Raw genomic sequence first — 18,725 nt, forward strand, 5'->3', positions numbered from 1 at the left:
CTCAGGGGCGGGCGGGGAGGCGGCCGGACTCGATGGAGTCCAGCACGCGGGCCGCGCCGCCGAGCGCCGCCGCGCCGTACCCGAGGGTGGAGGCCACGATCCGGCAGCCGCCGGCGTCCGGGGCGATCGTGCGGACGCGCGCCTCGGCCTCGGCCGCCGGGATGAGCCAGGGCGCGAGCGGCACGTAGTGACCGCCGAGCACCACGGCCTGCGGGTTGAGCAGGTTGGCCAGGATCGCCACGCCCTTGCCCAGGCTGCCGCCGATGTCGGCGAGCACCGCGAGGGTGGCCCGGTCGCCCGCGCGGGCCAGCCGCACCACCTCGTCGATCTCCGGCGCCACCACCGCCGGAGACACCGTCGGGCCGCCGTCGGAGAACCGGCCGAACACCGCGCCGATCCCGGCGACCGCCTCCAGGCAGCCGAGCCGCCCGCAGCCGCACCGCGGGCCCGCCGGATCGACCTGTACGTGGCCGAGTTCGCCGCTGAACCCCTGGCCGCCGCGCAGCAGCCGGCCGTCCACGATCACCCCCGCGCCGACGCCGACCTCGCCGGTGAGGTAGACCAGGTTGCCCGCGCCGCCGTACGGGCCGAAGCGGTGCTCGGCCAGCGCGCCGAGATTGGCGTCGTTGTCCACCTGGATGGGGAACTCCGGGTCGCGCAGCGCCGCCGCGAGGTCGTGCGCCAGGTCCACGTCATGCCAGTTCAGGTTGGGCGCGAAGCGCACCCTGCCCTCCACGCCCACCAGCCCGGGAACGGCCACGACCAGCCCGAGGACCCGCCGCTCCTCCCTGACCATCCGGTTGACCGTACGACGGGCCAGCGCCGCCACCGCGGCCACCGCCTGACTCGCCGACGCGCCCACACCGGGAAAGGACTTGCGTAAGGTCAGCACCTGACGTCCGGACAGATCGACCGCCACCACGGTCAGGCCGTCGACGTTCACCTCGATCCCGGCCGCCGCGTACGGCGAGCCGTCCAGCACGAGCATCGTCGCCGGGCGCCCGACGCGGTTCTCCGTGAGCCCGGTCTCGCGTACCAGCCGCCGCTCGATCAGATCGGCCACCAGGCTGGAGACGGTCGCCTTGTTCAACCCGGTCGAGGCGGCGATGTCGGCCCGCGAGCACGGCGCGTTCTCCCGGACGAACCTCAAGACCACCGCGAGGTTGGTCGCCCGGACGTCGTTGAAGTCAGCGGGCCGCGGGCCCGTCGTAGAAGTGATCAAGGTGAGCCTCGTTCCCGCTCGCGCCAGGCTGCGCCCATCATGCCGCATCCCCCGCCCCAGTAACATGCCGACGGTCCTGTACCGAACCGCCCAAATACCACGAACTCCACCAGACCGGAGATGGCCCTCCGGGCGGCGTGAAAGTGAACCGCGGGATCGGGAGAGTAAGGAGTGTCCGACGTTCCCGCATCGCGAAAGGCAGTACATGAGGGGAAGATCTACCCGGTGGAGACCGGCGTGACCGCGATCTCGTGGGCGGGCCCTGCCGCGGGCGGGGAGGCCGCGGCGCGCCCGCTGGCCGACGCCGACCGGTTCTCCGAGGTCTTCGACGCCTTCTTCGCGGAGATCCACCGCTACGCCGCCCAGCGGCTCGGCCCGGACAGCGCGGAAGACGTGGTGGCGGAGACGTTCCTCGTGGCGTTCCGCAAGCGGGCCTCCTACGACCCGGCGCGGGCGACGGTCCGGTCCTGGCTGTACGGCATCGCGACCAACCTGATCGGCCGGCAGCGGCGGCTGGAGGTGCGCACGCTGCGGGCGCTGGCCCGGCACGGCGTCGATCCGGACGCGCCGGGGCACGAGGAGCGGGTCGCGGTACAGGTGAGCGCGCAGAGCCTGCGGCCCAGCCTGGCGGCGGCGGTCGCGGCGCTCGACCGGCGCGACCGCGACGTGCTGCTGCTCGTCGCGCTCGCTGGGCTGAGCCATGAGGAGATCGCGGCGGCGCTCGGCATCCCCTACGGCACGGTCGGCTCCCGGCTGAGCCGGGCCAGGCGCAAGCTGCGCGATTCGCTGGGCCCTGTCAATCCGATGCTCGTCACGGAGGCCGGGCATGGGTGAACCGCACGAGGACCTGCCGGAACTGCGCGAGTTGCGGGAGCTGTACGGCGAGCCGCCGCCGCCCCGCCCCTCCGCCGCCGCCCGGGTGCGCGCGAGGCTGGACGACGAGCGCCGCCGCCGCGCCCGGCTGCCCTGGATCCTGGCCGTGGCCGCCGCCACCGCCACCGCGGTGGCCGTCGTGGTGAGCACCGTGCCGTCCACGCCCGCCGCCACCTTGACCGGGCGCTCGGTGCTGCTGGCCGCCGCGACCGCCGCCGCGGCCGTTCCGGGCAAGCCCGCCGGGGCCTACTGGCACGTCAGCAGGCTCCGCAGCGATATCCGGCGGATCGGAGGTCACCAGCTCGTCAGCGAGCGGCTGAACGAGCAGTGGGCCACCGAGGACGGCCGCCACTGGCGGGGCGAGCGCGACCTCGGCATCCGCCCCAGGTCGCCCGCCGACGAGGCCGCCTGGCGCCGGGACGGCTCGCCGTCCACCTGGCACGGCGTGGCGCTGAACACCTCGCCGGGCAAGGGCGGCCTGGCCCAGGTCACCGGCCGCGCGCCGTTCAGCATCGCCGGGCGCGACCTCACCGTGGCGCAGATCCTGCGGCTGCCCGGCGACCCGGCCGATCTGGAGCGCCGGGTGCGCGGCATGCTGCCCGCGGACGCGCCCGAGGGCCTGTTCGCCGACGCGCTGTGCGGGCTGCTGTGGAGCAAGCCCTCCCCGCCCGGCGTGCGCGCCGCCGCCTACCGGTTGCTCGCCGGGCTGGCGGAGGTGCGGTACCTCGGCGACAGCGCCGACGAGCGGGGCCGGCCCGGGGCCGGGTTCTCCTTCACCGTGCGGCGTTCGGACGCGCCGGTACTACGAACGCTGATCATCGACCCGCGCACCTCTCAGGTCCTTTCCTCCACGGATCAGGGGCCGGGCGAGGAGAAGCGCTCCGAACTCGTCCTTTCAGCAGGCTGGACCACCAGCGAACCGTCCCCGCCACGGGTCCCGGCCAAGCCTTCGCCGTCCTGACCGGCTGAACCGGCATCTTCCCCCAGCACGGCCGTGCGCTCGGCCGTCGCCCGAATTGGAGCAAGCGCTTGTTCTGGCATGCCCGCAGAAAGCCCGAGCCCGGCCGCCGCCCGCTGGACCCGCCGCCCCCGGACATCACCGCCGACCGGCTCGCCGGCCTGTTCCCCGGGGCCGACGCCGACGCGGTGGCGCGCGGGGTGGTCGCCTTCGCCGGACAGCCGCCCGCCGAACTGGGCCGCACCCCTAGTGGGGGCATCGACTGGCGTTTCGACCCGTACCGGAACCGGTCCTGGGCGCTCAACCTGCACACGCTGCGGTGGATGGGACGCCTGGTCGTCGCGTACGAGCGGTCCGGCGAACGCGGCCACCTGGAATGCGCCACCGACATCGCCCGCGACTGGGCGAGCGGCAACCCGCGCGGCGGCGCGCGGGTCAGCGAGTGGGCCTGGGCCGAGCACGCGGTCGCGCTGCGCGGCCCGGCGCTGGTGGCGCTGAGCGCCCACGTCCTCGATCCGTGGCTGGCCGCCTCCCTCGCCGAGCACGCCGACGTGCTCGCCGACCCCGCCCTGTACCGCGAGGGCCACAACCACGGCCTGGACCAGGACATCGCGCTGCTGCTGATCGGGCGGCGGCTGGGCGACACGGCCCGGACCCGGCTGGCGATCGACCGCATGACGGCCTCGGCCGAGCTGGCCATCGACGAGCAGGGCGCGCTGCACGAGCAGGCCCCCCGCTACGGGCTGTACGTGCACCGGCGGCTGGGCGTGGCGCTGCGGCTCATCGAGAACTGCGGCCAGGAGGTGCCCGCCCGGCTCGCCGCACGCCGCGCGGCCCTCGCGCACTACATCGCGCACGCCACCCAGCCGGACGGACGGCTCGCGCCCCTCGGCGACAGCCCCGCCGACACCCGCCCGCCCCGGTTCGCCGCCGCGCAGACGTCCACGGTGCGGGTGTTCGACGCCGGTTACGTGTTCGGCCGCACGGCGTGGGACGACCCGCAGGCCGCGTACTACTCGATCCGGTTCGGCCCGGGGCGGCGGCTGCACGGCCATGAGGACCATCTCGGCGTCACCTACCACGCGGGCGGGCACGACGTACTGGTCGAGGCGGGGTTCGACTCCTATGAGCGGACTGAGTTCAGGCAGTGGACGCTCTCCCCCGAGGCGCACAGCGTGCCGATCGTGCAGCGGGCCGCGTTCCGGCCGGGCACGGCGACCTCGCTGGACGCCTCCGCCATCGGGCCGTCCAGGCAGTGCCACCGGCTCTCCGACGACGCGTACGGCGTGCGGCGCACCCGCACGGTCCTCGTGAACCACGGCCCGGACCTGATGGCGGTGCTCGACGAGGTGCCCGATGGATGGACGCTGCGCGACCTGTGGCACTTCGCCCCCGCGCTGCGCGTCGCCGCCACCGCCGAGGGCCGGGTGACGCTCGCCGCGGATGACCGGCGCGTCACCCTCCTGCAGTTCCGCCCGCCGGACCACGCCCCCGTGCCGGGCCAGTCCGTACGGCAGGGCACGGTCTGCACCGGCTATCTGCGCAGGGCGGAGGCGGTGACCGTGGTCTCGCCCGCCGCCTCCCGCCTGCTGACCCTGATCGTGCCCGGCCCCGGCGACCCCGAGGTCACCCCCGGCCCGGATGGGGCCCTCACCGTCCACACCGCCACGGGCCCCGTGACACTGCCCGCCGGGCTGTTCTGAACGTTGCGGTAACGCGCGTCGCGGAGACCCCCGCGAGGGTCTCCGCGACGCGTCGCCGCTCAGGTCAGCTGTTGTTGCAGCTTCCCTGTGGCTGCGAGCCGAGGATCGGCAGGTCGAGGTTGATCACGTTGCCGATGAGGTTGGTGTTGGAGCAGTAGACGGCGGGCGCGGGCGCCGGGGCCGGAGCGGGGGCGGGCGCGGGTTCGAGCGTGGCGGCGGCGGGGGTGGCGAGCGCCACGGCGGTCAGGCCGCCGGCGAAGGCGACCGCGATGATCCTGCGCGAGAAACGCATGGGGTTCCCTTTCTCTGGGCAGTGCGTTTCCTCGATTATTACCCTCTGTAGCCATTCGGGCACAGTAAGTGTTACGGCGCGCAGAGTCACCAATGTGCAGCCGGACCGCCTCAGTCCTGGTACGCCAATCCGGTCTCAAGGCCCCCACGAATACCCCATAATCTAGTCACATGTCGAAACGGGGGATGAGTCTGGCCGGGTCCGGCTCCAAGATCGTAGCTCTGGCCGGAATGGGAGTCGCCGCCGGAGTTCTCGTCGCCGGGATCGCCCTGCCCGCCGTAGGCGGCGTGGGACTGGGCGTCATCTCGGTCAAGGACGAGCTCAACCTCAATCCGGAAGACCTCAAGGAACCGCCGCTCGCCGAGCGCACGACGATCCTTGACGCCAACGGCAAGCAGATCGCGCAGTTCTACGAGGAGTACCGCGAGGTCGTCCCGTTCGACCAGATCGCCGACATCATGAAGACGGCGATCATCTCCATCGAGGACTACCGCTTCTACCAGCACGGCCCCATCGACATCGAGGGCACGATCCGGGCCCTCGCCACCAACCTTCACTCCGGCGGGGTCAGCCAGGGCGGTTCGAGCATCACCCAGCAGTACGTCAAGCAGGTGCTGCTCAACCAGGCCGACTCCAAGAAGGAACAGCAGAAGGCGATCGAGGCCAGCTACGCCCGCAAGCTCAACGAGCTGCGCTACGCGATGGCGATCGAGAAGAAGTACTCCAAGGACCAGATCCTGGAGAAGTACCTGAACATCGCCTACTTCGGCGCGAGCGCCAACGGCGTGGAGGCGGCGGCCAAGCGGTTCTTCGGCGTCAAGGCGTCGGAGCTGACGCTGGCCCAGGCGGCGACGCTGGCGGGAGCCGTACAGGACCCCAACGCGACCGACCCCAACCGCGGCAAGAAGTTCCGCGAGGCGCTGCTCCACCGGCGCAACATCGTGCTGGACCGGATGGCCGAGCTGGGGAAGATCAGCAAGGCCGACGCCGCCGAGGCCAAGGCGGAGAAGCTGGGATACAAGGGCACCCCGCTGCCCGGCGGTTGCGAGAACAGCGAATACCCCTACTTCTGCATGTACGTCCGGCAGGACATCCTGAGAAACCGCGACTTCGGCAAGACCCCCAAGGCCCGGCTGGAGTTCCTCAACCGCGGCGGCCTCACCATCAAGACCACGATCAGCCCCAAGATGCAGGCCGCGGCCGACAAGGCGATCAAGAAGCGGGTCTCGCCCACCGACTACGCGATGGCCTCCGAGGCCCTGGTCGAGCCGGGCACCGGGCAGATCAAGGCGCTGGCCTCCAGCCGCGCGTACGGCAACTCCAAGCGCAAGAAGGAGATGTCCTACAACGTGGTCGCCGACGCCGAGCACGGCGGCGGCACGGGCTTTCAGGCCGGGTCCACGTTCAAGATGTTCACCCTGGTCACCGCCCTGAAAGAGGGCATGAAGGTGAACGACGGGCTGACCGCGGGAGCCGGGTTCAGCTCCGGCTACTCCGGCTTCAAGAACTGCAAGGGCGAGAGCGTCGGCGACCCCAGCCACACCGTGACCAACGACGAGGGCGCCCCCGGCTTCCGGACCTTGCAGACCGGCACGTGGGGATCGGTCAACACCTTCTTCATGGCCCTTGAGCAGCGGGTCGGCCTGTGCGACGTGGTCAAGACGGCCAAGTCGATGGGCATCAAGCGCTCCGACGGGCTGGACTTGGTCGAGGTCCCGGTCTTCACGCTCGGCGTGAACGAGATGGACCCGCTGACCGTCGCCAACGCCTTCGCGGTGCTCGGCGCCCGCGGCAAGTACTGCGAGCCGATGGCGATCAGCCAGATCACCGACAGGTACGGCAAGGTCGAGAAGTACAAGCCGAAGTGCCGTCAGGCCATCGACGCCGAGGTGGCCGACGCCGCAGCCCATGTGCTGGAGGGCGTCTTCACCAAGGGCACCATGCGCGGCGTGGGCGGCATCGGCCGCGACGCGGCGGGCAAGACCGGCACCACCGACAGCCAGTCCACCGCCTGGTTCGCCGGCACCACCCCCGACCTGGCCGGAGCGGTCAGCATCGGCGACCCGCGCGGCGCGGTCACCCACAAGCTGAACGGCGTGACCATCGGCGGCAGGTACTACGGCTCGGTCTTCGGGGCCACCATCCCCGGCCCGATCTGGAAGGACACGATGATCGCCGCGCTCAAGGGCACGCCGAAGACCTCCTTCGAGCCGATCAACTCCTCGCGCTTCGGCGGCTGCGGCTCGGGCTGCGCGCCCAAGAAGAAGGTCGAGTCCGACGACGACGACGGCCGTGGTAACCGCGACGGCAACGACATCATCGTGGAGCTGGGCAACGAGGAGGCCCGCGAGCAGCAGGGTCCGCAAAACGGCTGGGAGCAGGGCCGGGAGCGCGGTCGTGAGCAGGGCCCCGAGCAGGGTCCTGACCTGGGCCTGGAGTTCGGCAGGGAGCAGGATCTGGAGCGCTGACCCCCGGTCGCCCCGCGGATTTCTCTCGGTCACCTTCCGGGTCTACGACACGGGTCGCCTTAGCCCCATAATTGGTGATCTACGGGCGGATTGGGAGGAATTCCGATGCCGGAGATCAGCGCGCTACGGCCGGGCGACCCCGCCGAGGTCGGCGGCCACCGGCTGACCGGACGCCTGGGCGACGACGTGTTCGCCGCCCAGGCGCGCACGGGCGAGCGGGTCGTGGTGAAGCTGCTCCTCCCGGACGTGGACCGCGAGCGCTTCCACCGGGCGATCGCGCCCCTCCAGGGGTTCTCCGCCTTCTACACGGCCCGCGTCCTCGCCACCGGCGTCCACGGCGACCGGCTGTTCGTGGTCAGCGAGTACATCGACGGGCCCACGCTGGCCGAGTCGGGCGGCCTGGTGACCGGGGTGGGCCTGCACCGGCTGGCGGTGGGCACGATGACCGCGCTGGTCGCGATCCACCAGGCCGGGCTGGTCCACGGCGACCTGCGGCCGGGCAACGTGGTGCTCGGCCCGGACGGCCCCCGGGTGATCAACTTCGGCGTGGCCAGGGCGGTGACCTCGACCGAGACCGGGGCGACCCGCAGGGTGGAGCTGCCCGCCTACACCGCGCCGGAACGGCTGAGCGGAGGCCCGCCCAGCGCCGCGGCCGACGTCTTCTCCTGGGCGGCGACCATGGCGGCGGCCGCCTCCGGCCGCTCGCCGTTCGACGGCGGCACGATGGCCGGTACGGTCAACCGGATCGTCAACGACGAGCCCGAGCTCCCGGACCTGGGCGAGCTGCACGGCCTGATCACCGCCTGCCTGGCCAAGGACCCGGCCAGGCGGCCCGCGGCCGGTGACGCGCTGCTGCGCCTGGTGGGCGAGCCGAGCGTGCTCACCTCCCAGGTGTCGGTGGCCACGCCCCCGTCGCGGCAGGACGGCACGACCCGGCCGGTCGGCAGGGGCCGCGGCGTCCTCACGGCCGGGGCGGCGTTCCTGGCGGGGGCGCTCATCGCGGGCACCGGCGTCTACTTCCTGGTCCCCGGCGAGCGCGGCCAGGCCGTCGCGGACGGCGAGACGACCTCGACGGCCACCCCGCAGCCCCCGGTGATCACCGCCCGGCCGCCGGTCACCCCCGGTTCCACGGCCGCCCCGCTGGAGAAGGTGGAGGGCAAGGCCGCCAGTGACCTCAAGCTGGACCGGGCCCAGGCCACCCTGCACGAGCACCCCAACGATCCGCTCCGCCTCCAGGCGTACCTGGAGGTGTCCAGCCCGTTCGGCAGCTATGTCAGGGACAGGTCCGGGGCCTTCAAGCAGGTCGGCACCGGCGAGGAGCCCCAGGTGTCGCCGGACGGCACCTGGGTGGTGCTCAACCCCTGGCTCAAGTTCCGCGACTCCGACACCGACCAGGTGCGGTTCCTCCGCCCGGACACCGGCGAGCAGTTCACCGTGTCCACCGTCAAGAAGCCGCTGAAGACGATGTTCCCGGTGTGGTCCAGGGACGGCTCCAAGGTGCTGCTGTCGATTCACGACGACCACGAGCCGCAGCGGATCACCGGTTTCGTGCTCATCGACGTGCGCACCAGGACCGCCACCCAGGTCGAGGCCGAATACACCGACGACGCCGCGCTGGCCTTCACCTTCACGCCGGACGGCACGGTCGCCCGCGGCTACCACGACGGCAAGGCCGTCGGGATGGAGTACTACAACCTGTCCGGGCAGGTCACCAAGTCCTTCCACTGGGTGGGCAAACCCCGCTCCCGGGACTGGTTCTCCCCGTCGGGCGAGCGGTTCGTCACGGTCTGCCCTGATGAGAAGAACTACTGCGTCTGGGACACCAAGACCGGCGACCGCAGGGCCACCGTGCGGACCGGCCCGGACGGGCAGCAGCTCCTCGGCTGGTTCAACGAGAACCACCTGCTGGTCCAGGACCCGGTGAAGGGCAAGAAGAACGCGGACCAGGTCAAGGTCATCGACTTCGTCGGGGCGACCAAACGGGTGCTCGCCGACGTGCATCCGCTGAAGGCGGCGCTGCAGTTCGCCCGCGTGGCGCGCTGATGGCCGCCGCCCCGCCCCGGCCCGGTGACCCGGCGGCGGTCGGCGGGTACACGATCACCGGCAGGCTCGGGCAGGGCGGGCAGGGGGTCGTCCTGCTCGGCGAGGGGCCGGACGGCGAGCGGGTGGCGATCAAGCTGATCCAGGCGGGCCTGGCGGACGGCGACGCCCGCGGCGCGTGGGCCGCCGAGATCGGGCTCGCCCGCAGGGTGAAGGCGTTCTGCACGGCCCAGGTGCTGGACACCGGCGAGTCGGACGGCGTGCCGTACATCGTGAGCGAGTTCGTGGACGGGCCCAGCCTGGCGCAGGTGATCAAGGAACGCGGGCCGCTGGGCGGGGCCGAGCTGCGCCGCGTGGCGATCGGCACGCTCACCGCGCTGGCCGCCATCCACCAGGCCGGGGTGGTGCACCAGGACTTCAAGCCGGGGAACGTGCTGCTCAGCAGGGACGGCCCGCGGGTGATCGACTTCGGCATCTCGCGCGCGCTGGACGCGGCCGAACGGACCGGCGAGGACCTGCTCGGCACCCCGCCGTTCATGGCGCCCGAGCAGTTCGCCGGGCTGCCCTCGGGGCCGCCCGCCGACCTGTTCGCCTGGGGGTCCACGATCGTGTGCGCGGCGACCGGCCGCCCGCCGTTCGGGGCGGGCGACCTGCCGGCGGTGATCAGTGGCATCCTGCACGCCGAACCGGACCTCGGCGCACTCGACGGCGAGCTGCGCGAACTGGTCGCGCGCTGCCTGGCCAAGGACCCGGCGGCGCGTCCCACCGCGACACAGGCGCTGCTGACCCTGCTCGGCCATCCGGTGCCCGAGGTGCGGCTGCTGGCGAAGGGCCAGGAGTCGGCCGCCCCGCCCGCGCGCCGCCGCCGGTGGCCGGTCGTCCTGGCCGCCGCGGCCTGCGCGGTGGCGCTCGCGGTCACGGCGGGCGTCCTGCTCACCCGTACGGGCCCGGCCCCGCCGGCGGCTCCCGCGCCCAGGGGCGGCAGGATGCCGCTGACATCGACCTCCGAGGTCCGCATCCCCGGCACCGGGATCACCCTGCACGAGAACCCCGCCGACCCCGTGTCGGTCTCCAGCTACGTCGACGGCCGCGATAAGACCAGCGGCACGCCGTCCTACGTGCGCGACCCGCGCACCCGCCGGTTCGCCTACCACGGTGGGTTCCAGTACCCCGTCACCTCACCGGGCGGCGGCTACGTGGCGTCCGTGTCCGTCGGCGCCCTGACCGACCCGACCTTCGAGACGATCCGGATCGTCGATCGGGTGCGCGGGCAGGAGGTGCAGATCAGGAGCGTCGCCAGACCGGCCTACACCGCATCCCCGGCATGGCGCGGCGACGGGCGGCTGCTGTTGCTGACCATCTATCCCCAGCCCGGCACGGGACGCAAGGAGACCGACGGCTTCGTGGTCGTCGATCCGGCGGCGCGGACCGCCTCGGTGGTGTCCCTCCCCGGCGGACACGACTCGGCCTACCAGTGGGGCGCGGACGGCTCGACGGTGCTGCACCAGGGCGCGGGCGGCACGGTCGCGGTGCACGACCTCAAGGGCAGGGTGCTGCGCTCGTTCCGCGGCGTCGGGCAACTGCTCGCCATGAACGCGGCGAGGTCATGGGCGGGCACGGTGTTCGGCACGACCTGCCCGGGTCTTTCGGTGAGCCTCTGCCTGTGGGACGCCGCCTCCGGCGCGCGGCGGGCGTCGGTGCCGCTGCCCGAGCGGGTCGTCGTCCGGGGCTGGCTGGACGACCTGCACCTGCTCGCGGTGCGGTCCGGCCCCCGCACCACCGAAGTGATCATGCTGGACCGGCGCGGCGCGGCCGTGCGCACGCTGGCCGAAGGGCCGACCGCCGATCTCGGCGACGTCACCCTGTGGTTCACCGCGAACTGACCGGCCGCTCAGGCCGGCGCGCCCACCCGGTCCACGATCTGGTCGGCGCCCTCCTCGCGGGCGCAGTGCGCGCAGCAGTACCACCGGTCACCGGCCTGTACGCCGTGCCCGATCACCCGGCACCCGCAGTGCTCGCACACCGGGGCCATCCGCTGGATGGCGCACTCGAAGGAGTCGAACACATGGGTCGCCCCCTGCGCCCGGATCTCGAAGGCCATGTCGTAGTCGTTTCCGCAGGTCTCACAGCGTGCCAACGGTCTCTCCCCCATCGCGTCTCGAACGCCTGCTCCGAAGGGAGGACTACCCGGGGCCGGGCCATCAAGTCGCCCGCACATCGGCAAGTTACGGCCACCCGGGCGGGGACGGCGTCCTGCCTGCCTCCGCCGAAGGCAGGTCGCCGTGCCGCCACAGGTGGCGGGAACGCGCCGGAGATCCGGCGGGCCGGGCGGCCGGGGCGGCGCTAGGCCGCGACGGGCGCCCGGTGCGGATCGACCGCGCGGCCGTCGGGCAGCAGCAGGCCGGTGTCCTCGAAGAGCAGGACGCCGTTGCAGAGCAGGCTCCACCCCTGGTCGGGGTGCGCGACGATGACGTGTGCGGCCTCGCGGTCGGCAGAGTAGGCAGTGGGGCAGGTCGGCTGGTGCTGGCACATGATGGCACCTCTCAGGGTGGCGCTCGTGCGTGCGTGCATGTCCCATTCTGCCGAGCGCCACCGACACTTTTCCTGCTCGACGGGGCCATGCACCTTCACGACTCCAGAATGTTCCACATCGCTGAAGAACCGCTTGCAGAACACTGAACCTTCGCACAACGCCGGCTGGAGCCGAGCCGGGCGGCCCGGCGGCAGCGCCCGAGGATTCGTCATATTAAGCAGGGAATTCCACTATTTTTGTGGGCAATGTCGTCGCCCCTGGAGTCCTTCCCCCGATGACCACCGCACTACGGGCCGCCCTGGCCTTCACCCTGCTCGCGGGCTTCTACGCGCTGGTCGCTCTCGTCTTCGCCGGCGCCGTCTTCTTCGACGTCTATCTGTTCGTCGATTTCCACGCCCGCGGCATTCAGGTGGCCGCCGTACTGACGCTCGCCGCCATCGCGCTCGCCAGGGCGCTGTGGATGGTCAGCCGGGCCAGACCCGGCGAGGAGCCGGGCGTGGCCGTGGACCAGCGTCAGGAGCCGGAACTGTGGCGGGTCGTCACGGACCTGGCCCAGCGGGTGCGCACCGCCCCGCCCGACGAGATCCGGCTGGTGGCCGAGGTCAACGCGGCGGTGGGCGAGGAGACCCGGCTGCTCGGCCTGGTGGCCACCCGCCGCCGGATGTACATCGGGCTGCCGCTGCTCCAGGCCCTGACGGTGGACGAGATGCGCGCGGTGCTCGGCCACGAGCTCGGCCACTACAGCGGCGCGCACACCCGGCTCGGCGCGCCCGTCTACCGGGGCCGGGTGGCGCTCGGCGCGACCGTGGATCACCTGGGCCGCCACCCGGTGCTGCAACGCGTCTTCCTCACGTACGCCAAGCTCTACATGCGCGTGTCCCAGGCCGTCTCGCGGCGTCAGGAGCTGGAGGCCGACCGGTTCGCGGTGGCCATCGCGGGCCGCGAGGCGATGGGCGGAGCGCTGCGCAAGGTCCGTTTCACCGCACTGGGCTGGGACCTTTTCATGTCGGGCTACCTGAGCATGGCGGGCGCGGCGGGCAGCCGCCCGGCGCAGGTCATGTCGGGATTTTCCGCGCTGCTGGCCGAGTCGGGCAGGCAGGCCGAACTCGCCGCCGCCGCCGAGCAGCCGGAGACCACCTCGCCCTACGACTCCCATCCCAGCCTCGCCGAACGGCTGGCCGCCATCGCCGCGCTGCCCGACCCCGGGCACGTCCCCGACCGCAGGCCCGCCACGGCGCTGCTGGTCGATCCGGTGGTCGCGGCGAACGCCGTGGAGGGCACCATCTGGTCCCCGCAGGCGCTGGCCACGCTGCGGCCGGTGCCGTGGGAGGACATGGTGGCGGCGGCGATGTACGAGATGCGCAACGCCGAGGCGCTGCACGACCTCGCCGTGGCGGGGCAGCGGGTGATGGGCACGCCGCTGCCGTACCTGGACGCGGCCTTCGAGGCGCTGGCCAGGGGGCAGGCCGCGGCGCTCACGCACGAGCTGCGGCAGCTCGGCTGGAACCCCTCGGAGACGCTGCTCGGCGGCGTGCTCGGGCAGGCGCTGGAGGCGGTGCTGATCCAGCACGGCGAGGCCCGCTGGCGGCTGTCGTGGTCGGGCCCGGCCCGGCTGCTCTACACCGACGGCGAGGAGGTCGCGCTGTCGCACTACGCCGCCAAGGTCGCGAGCGACCCGTCGTCCATCCCCGGCCTTCGCGAGTGGCTGGCCGAGCAGGGGATCGCCCCCGACTACACGCCTCCGGCACGGGCCGCGGCGGTCGGCTGACCCGCTACGCGCGGCAGACGTCCTGGTAGGGCAGGCCGGGCAGGGACGCCTGCCACTCCTTCTCGGTCAGCGTACGGCCCGCCCTGCGGCACGCCGCCGCCGCCAGCCACTCCGGGTCGGTGCGCACCCTTGCGAGCCGCCCGTCGCCGTCGAGCGTGGACAGCCACCGGCCGTCCGGGGAGAGGGCCAGCGCGGCGATCCCGGCGGCCTGGCCGATGACCGGGCGGCCCAGTGCCCGGCCGCTGTTCACGTCCCACAGCGTGACGTCACCCGAGGAGTCCGCGGTGGCGGCCAGGCCGCCCTCCGGTGGGGGGTCGGTGGAGAAGGCCGCGGAGAACGCCAGGTTCGTGACGCCGCGCCCGGTGCCGCGCAGCGGGAGGTCCAGGTACTCCGCCGCGCCCGGCCGCCACACGGCCAGCGGGTCGTCGGCGGCGAACGCGGTGCCGTCCGAGGCGAAGTCGGGGGCCGCGGCCCCGCCCTTCGCGGTCATCGGCACGCCCGGCCGCCCGGTGGTGGCGTCCAGCAGCCGGACCCCGTCCTCGCCGGTCATCGCGACGGACCGGCCGTCCGGGGTGAACGACAGCGCCCTGACCCGCTCGGTGTCGAAATGCCAGCAGGGCGCGCCGCCCGGCAGCTCCCACAGGACCACCCGGAGCGAGGGCGCGACGGCCCGCCGGCCGAGCGAGGCCAGCCGGCGGCCGTCGGGGCTGAAGGCCAGCGCCTCCTGGTAGTCCACCGGCTTCTTGTTGAGGGTGGCCCGTTTCGCCCCGGTCGCGGTGTCCCACACCCCGATCTCGCCGCGCTCGGCGTGGCCGCTCGCCGCGACGAGCCCGCCGTCCCGGCTGAACGTGACGCGGAAGCGGGGGTTCTCGCCCTTGCCGGGATCGACGGCCAGGACGTGGTCCTCGGCGTCGGGACGGGTGAGGTCGCGCAACCGTACCTCGCCGGTGGCGTCGTCGCGCCCGGCGACGAGCCGCCCGTCCGGGCTGAGCGCCTGCCAGCGCTCATCGCCCCCGGTCACGGCCTGGAGATCGAGTCCGGCCACGGTGTCGCCGTCGAGGTAGCGCAGGGTGCGGCCGTCGGGGTCGAAGGCGACCTTCGGCGGCAGCCCGGCCTCGGGCACCATGGCCCGGACCGGGATCTCCTGGTCCAGCGCGAGACCGCGGTCGTGCAGCCGGTAGATCTGGAGCCCGCCCGCGGTGATCGAGGACAGCAGTCTGCCGTCATGGCTGAACCGCAGGTCGCCGCCGTTCCATCGGTCGAGCGACTCGCCCTGTTCCTCCCCGGTCTTCGGGTCGTGCAGGGTGATGATGGTGTCCAGGCCGGAGGCCATCGACCGGCCGTCCTCGCGTAACGCGATCTTGTGGGCGCAGCCGGGGCAGCGCGGCAGCAGCGCCCGCCGCTCGCCGCCCGGCGGGGCGATCCGGCTGACCCCGCCGTCCAGGCTGGGCATCAGCACCGCGCCGGCGTCGGGCATGGTCGCCGGGCCGCAGCAGTCGTGGACCGGGGTGCTGCGGCCGGTACGGGTGTTCCACAGCGTGACGCCCTGGCCGACGCTCACCGCGAGCAGGTCCTGGGCCTGGTCGTATCCGATGGAGAAGTCGTAGTCCTGGTAGTCGGGGGGAAGCCGGTAGGTCCAGGGGCGCGCCTCGCCGGTGCCGAGGTCCCAGAGCCGGATGCGCCCGCCCGCGGTGACGGCCAGTTCCCTGCCGTTGGGGCTCAGTGCCACGCTCTTGACCGGCGCGGACTCCCCGATCGGGAAGCTGCCCGTGCGCCTGCCGGTGCGTACGTCCCAAATCCGCACCTCACCGGCGCTCACGCTGACCAGCGTGCGGCCGTCGGAGCTGAGCGCGCGCGCCGCCGAGGCCGCCGGGTCGCGGAACACGCCCACCTCCGGCCGGGCCACGGACGCGGTCAGGGCCTCCCTGGTCTCCGGCAGCGGGGCCAGCTTCCAGGCCGCGACGCCGAGCAGCATGGCCCTGGCGGGGTCGGTGGTCCGCAGTGCCTCGGCCAGGCCCGCGATCCTGCGCGCCTCGGCCTCGATCCGCCGGGCGTCGGCCACGGCGCTCTGCCGTACCGCGAAGGCCCCGGCGATCAGCGCGAGGGCCAGCAGGGTGGCCATCGCGGCGGTGAGCGTCCGGCCCCTGCGCACCCGGCGGCGGGCCAGCGCGGCGGCGGCCTCCAGGAAGTCGCGCTCGGCGGGGCCGAGCGTGATGTTGCAACGCTGGGTGGCCGCCCAGTGCAGGGCCTCGGCCAGGTCGCCGCCCGCGAACAGGTCGCCGTCCTTCCTGCCGCGGGTCCGCCAGCGCCTGGCCCCCTCGGCGATCGCGTCGTGGACGGCGAAGCCGTCGCGGTTGGCGGCCACCCAGGCGCGCAGCCGCGGCCAGGCGTGCACCAGGGCGGGCCTGGCCAGCGTGACCTCATCGCCGTTCACGGTCACGAGGTAGGAGAAGACCGCGAGGACCCGCTCGGCCTCGGGGCGTCCGTCGGTGATCTCGGCCAGCGATGCGGCGCGCAGCGCGAGCCGTCCGTCACCGGTCACCGTGACCAGGCGCAGGAAGACCTCGGGGACCGCCGCCTGCTCGGCCGGGTCCAGCATCTCGTACGCCTGCTCGGCCAGCGTGCCGAGCGCGGGGTCGCCCAGCGCCGGGTCGCCGGTCGGGGTGCGGACCTCGCGCGCCTCCGAACTGCCCTCGGCGAGCAGCCGCGAGACGTCCGGCCCGGGGTCCCCGCTGATCAGCGCGAGCAGCAGCGCCTTGGCCGCCGGACGCTCGGCGGGGTCCTTGGCGAGCGCGGCGCCGACCAGGTCGCGCAGTTCGAGCGGCAGCCCGCCGAGATCGGGGTCGGTGGAAAGGACGCGGTGCATCACCGCGCCCAGGCTCTCGCCGCGGAACGGGTCCTCGCCGGTCGCGGCGAACACCATGATCCCGCCCCAGGCGAACACGTCGGCCGCGGTGCCCGCCCGCTGGCCCATGAAGATCTCCGGGGCCATGTAGGTGGGGGTGCCCGTGACCAGCCCGGTCGAGGTGAGCGACATCTCGGGGGTGCGGGCCACGCCGAAGTCGATGACGCGCGGGCCGTCCGGGCCGAGCAGCACGTTGTCCGGCTTCAGGTCGCGGTGGATCACCCCGGCCTCGTGGATCGCGGTCAGCGCCGTGGCGACCGCGGTGGCCAGCCGGTGCAGGTCGCCTCCGGTGAAGGTACGCCCGGCCGCCACCGCCTGGCGCAGGCTCGGCCCCTCCACGTATTCGGAGACGATGTAGGGCCGTCGCCCGTCCAGGTCGGCGTCCAGCACCCGGGCGGTGCAGAACGAGGCGACCCGCTGAGCGGAGGCGGCCTCCCTGGCCAGCCGGTCGCGCAGCCCGCGCCGCCCGTCCGGGTCGCCGCGCAGCACCTTGATCGCCACGCGCCGCCCGTCGGGCGCGTACGCCTCGTACACGACGCCCTGCCCGCCCGCGCCCAGGCGGCCAGAAAGCCAGTACTCGCCCAGCCGATGCGGGTCACCATCGCTCAGCGACTGCGCCATTCTGCCCCCTGCACTCGTAGCTGGGGTGTTGGACGCCGGATCCGGCGGCAAAGTTCTCGTTCGACGGCAGGCAAAAAACATGCGTCTAAGTGATCCCCTGGAAACGCTCCTCCCACTCCCCCTCATCGGGTGTCCGTCCGCCGCGGCCGACAGGAGATTGGACGTACGGCAGGGCCCGGAAGTTCGAAAGCGGTGTCACGTTCCCGCCCGCCGCTCGGTCTTCCTGGCGAAAGACCGAACTCGGACATGGGGAGAAGCCATGAGTCAGCGTCTGAGCCTGCCGGAGGTCGCGCCCGCGGCGTTCGAGGCGATGCTGGGACTGGAGAAGTTCATGCGGGCCAGCGGCCTGCCGAGGTCCACCTACGAGCTGGTGAAGCTGCGGGCCAGCCAGATCAACTCCTGCGGGCTGTGCGTGGACATGCACGCCAAGGACATGCACGAGGAGGGGGAGAGCCTGGAGCGGATCTTCAGTGTGGCGGCCTGGCGGGAGACCTCGTACTACACCGACGCCGAGCGGGCCGCGCTCGCGCTGACCGAGGAGGCCACCCGGCTGGCCGACCGGTCGGAGGCGGTGCCGGACCACGTGTGGGACGAGGCGGCCAAGTACTACGAGCCGCCGGTGCTGGCCGCGCTGGTGATGGCGATCGTCACGATCAACGCGTGGAACCGCATCGGGGTGACGCTGCGGGTGCCCGCGGGCGCGTACGCGCGGCCCCGCGCGAAGGCGTAGCCCGCCGGGGATCGGCCCACGGCCGGCCGCCGTCCTCGCACGGCCGGCCGGGCAGGTCCCTTGCAACCGTTCGTCAACCTCCACGGGGGAAGATCGGTACACCCGGCGGCGGAGCCGGTTGGAGAGGAGGCAGATCATGCGACGCATCAGCATCACCAGGCCGCGCAGGCCACGGCGCCCCGCTGTCACGAACGGGCTTGACCTGCGCTCGCCGTCCGGCCGCTTACTTCCCTACTGAGAGGTCACAGTGGCCCCAGGAGTCACTTCTTTACCGTCGTCTTACGGGGTGATCTGTAGTTATCTTCTGGTAACACAGGTAACGGAATCATCACGATGGGGGGCCATGAGATGAGGAAGCTCGCGGCGGTGCCGCCGCACACCGCACGCCACAAGATCCGTGACATCCGCTCGGCGCGCCGCCGCCCGGCGGCGCCCGCCCCCGATCCGGCGGTCGTGGACCTGCGCGCCTGGACCGGCCGCAACGTCATCCGCTTCCCTCGCGGGGGCGACCCCGCCCCCGCGGCCTGACCCCCGCACGACCCGCACCACAGCGCCCGGACGGCTCCCGCCGCTCCGGGCTTCTTCATGTCCGGCCCTTTACCGAAGATCGCG

Annotated in this window: 14 protein-coding genes; 9 read left to right on the forward strand and 5 right to left on the reverse strand. The window is 73.0% G+C overall.

Translation table 11 applies throughout. The features are described 5' to 3' along the window. Position 1: 1 nt before the first annotated feature. Positions 2 to 1,222 carry an ROK family transcriptional regulator gene (locus DP939_RS13810; RefSeq protein ID WP_199565145.1) on the reverse strand — a complete coding sequence of 407 codons (1,221 nt, stop codon included), beginning with the start codon at positions 1,220 to 1,222 and terminating at the stop codon, positions 2 to 4. 237 nt (positions 1,223 to 1,459) lie between these two features. On the opposite strand from DP939_RS13810, the gene DP939_RS13815 reads away from it, so the two are divergent. The 3 genes from DP939_RS13815 (at position 1,460) to DP939_RS13825 (ending at position 4,756) form a co-directional block, all read left to right on the forward strand. Beyond that, positions 1,460 to 2,056, forward strand: a complete 597-nt coding sequence (locus DP939_RS13815; protein WP_113981178.1) for an RNA polymerase sigma factor — start codon at positions 1,460 to 1,462, stop codon at positions 2,054 to 2,056. Next, positions 2,049 to 3,056, forward strand: coding sequence for a CU044_5270 family protein (locus tag DP939_RS13820; protein ID WP_113981051.1), 1,008 nt, complete (start codon positions 2,049 to 2,051; stop codon positions 3,054 to 3,056). Before DP939_RS13815 ends, DP939_RS13820 begins: the two co-directional genes overlap by 8 nt. 68 nt (positions 3,057 to 3,124) lie before the next feature. Next, complete coding sequence (locus tag DP939_RS13825) at positions 3,125 to 4,756, forward strand: heparinase II/III domain-containing protein (RefSeq protein ID WP_113981052.1); 1,632 nt, start codon at positions 3,125 to 3,127, stop codon at positions 4,754 to 4,756. A gap of 64 nt (positions 4,757 to 4,820) precedes the next feature. Here the strand turns inward: DP939_RS13825 and DP939_RS13830 are convergent, their stop codons facing one another. Further along, positions 4,821 to 5,048 (reverse strand): hypothetical protein, encoded by a 228-nt coding sequence (locus DP939_RS13830; RefSeq protein WP_113981053.1) that lies wholly within the window; start codon positions 5,046 to 5,048, stop codon positions 4,821 to 4,823. 170 nt (positions 5,049 to 5,218) lie between these two features. On the opposite strand from DP939_RS13830, the gene DP939_RS13835 reads away from it, so the two are divergent. The 3 genes from DP939_RS13835 to DP939_RS13845 all read left to right on the forward strand — a co-directional run bounded on the left by DP939_RS13835 (position 5,219) and on the right by DP939_RS13845 (position 11,439). Further along, positions 5,219 to 7,516, forward strand: a complete 2,298-nt coding sequence (locus tag DP939_RS13835) for a transglycosylase domain-containing protein (protein WP_225878234.1) — start codon at positions 5,219 to 5,221, stop codon at positions 7,514 to 7,516. A 105-nt stretch (positions 7,517 to 7,621) separates the two neighbouring features. Continuing rightward, the gene (locus DP939_RS13840) at positions 7,622 to 9,559 is read left to right on the forward strand and encodes a serine/threonine protein kinase (RefSeq protein WP_113981055.1); all 1,938 of its coding nucleotides are present in this window, start codon (positions 7,622 to 7,624) and stop codon (positions 9,557 to 9,559) included. Further along, on the forward strand, positions 9,559 to 11,439 hold the full coding sequence (locus DP939_RS13845; RefSeq protein ID WP_113981056.1) for a serine/threonine-protein kinase: 1,881 nt from the start codon (positions 9,559 to 9,561) through the stop codon (positions 11,437 to 11,439). The genes DP939_RS13840 and DP939_RS13845 overlap by 1 nt, the downstream gene beginning before the upstream one ends. An 8-nt stretch (positions 11,440 to 11,447) precedes the next feature. On the opposite strand, the gene DP939_RS13850 is transcribed toward DP939_RS13845, so the two are convergent. Further along, complete coding sequence (locus DP939_RS13850; RefSeq protein WP_199565146.1) at positions 11,448 to 11,693, reverse strand: hypothetical protein; 246 nt, start codon at positions 11,691 to 11,693, stop codon at positions 11,448 to 11,450. Between the two features lie 206 nt (positions 11,694 to 11,899). Next, a complete protein-coding gene (locus DP939_RS13855) occupies positions 11,900 to 12,088 on the reverse strand; it encodes a DUF5999 family protein (RefSeq protein ID WP_113981058.1) in 189 nt (62 codons plus the stop codon). 275 nt (positions 12,089 to 12,363) lie between these two features. On the opposite strand from DP939_RS13855, the gene DP939_RS13860 reads away from it, so the two are divergent. After that, positions 12,364 to 13,857 carry a M48 family metallopeptidase gene (locus DP939_RS13860; RefSeq protein ID WP_113981059.1) on the forward strand — a complete coding sequence of 498 codons (1,494 nt, stop codon included), beginning with the start codon at positions 12,364 to 12,366 and terminating at the stop codon, positions 13,855 to 13,857. 4 nt (positions 13,858 to 13,861) lie between these two features. Here the strand turns inward: DP939_RS13860 and DP939_RS13865 are convergent, their stop codons facing one another. Continuing rightward, positions 13,862 to 17,383: a serine/threonine-protein kinase gene (locus tag DP939_RS13865; RefSeq protein WP_158578561.1), complete on the reverse strand. Its 3,522-nt coding sequence runs from the start codon at positions 17,381 to 17,383 to the stop codon at positions 13,862 to 13,864. A gap of 259 nt (positions 17,384 to 17,642) precedes the next feature. On the opposite strand from DP939_RS13865, the gene DP939_RS13870 reads away from it, so the two are divergent. Both DP939_RS13870 and DP939_RS13875 read left to right on the forward strand, forming a co-directional pair. Next, positions 17,643 to 18,113 (forward strand): carboxymuconolactone decarboxylase family protein, encoded by a 471-nt coding sequence (locus tag DP939_RS13870; RefSeq protein WP_113981061.1) that lies wholly within the window; start codon positions 17,643 to 17,645, stop codon positions 18,111 to 18,113. Between the two features lie 348 nt (positions 18,114 to 18,461). Continuing rightward, on the forward strand, positions 18,462 to 18,641 hold the full coding sequence (locus tag DP939_RS13875) for a hypothetical protein (RefSeq protein WP_113981062.1): 180 nt from the start codon (positions 18,462 to 18,464) through the stop codon (positions 18,639 to 18,641). Positions 18,642 to 18,725: the final 84 nt, after the last annotated feature.

The sequence above is a fragment of the Spongiactinospora rosea genome (assembly GCF_003315795.1).
Taxonomy (GTDB): domain Bacteria; phylum Actinomycetota; class Actinomycetes; order Streptosporangiales; family Streptosporangiaceae; genus Spongiactinospora; species Spongiactinospora rosea.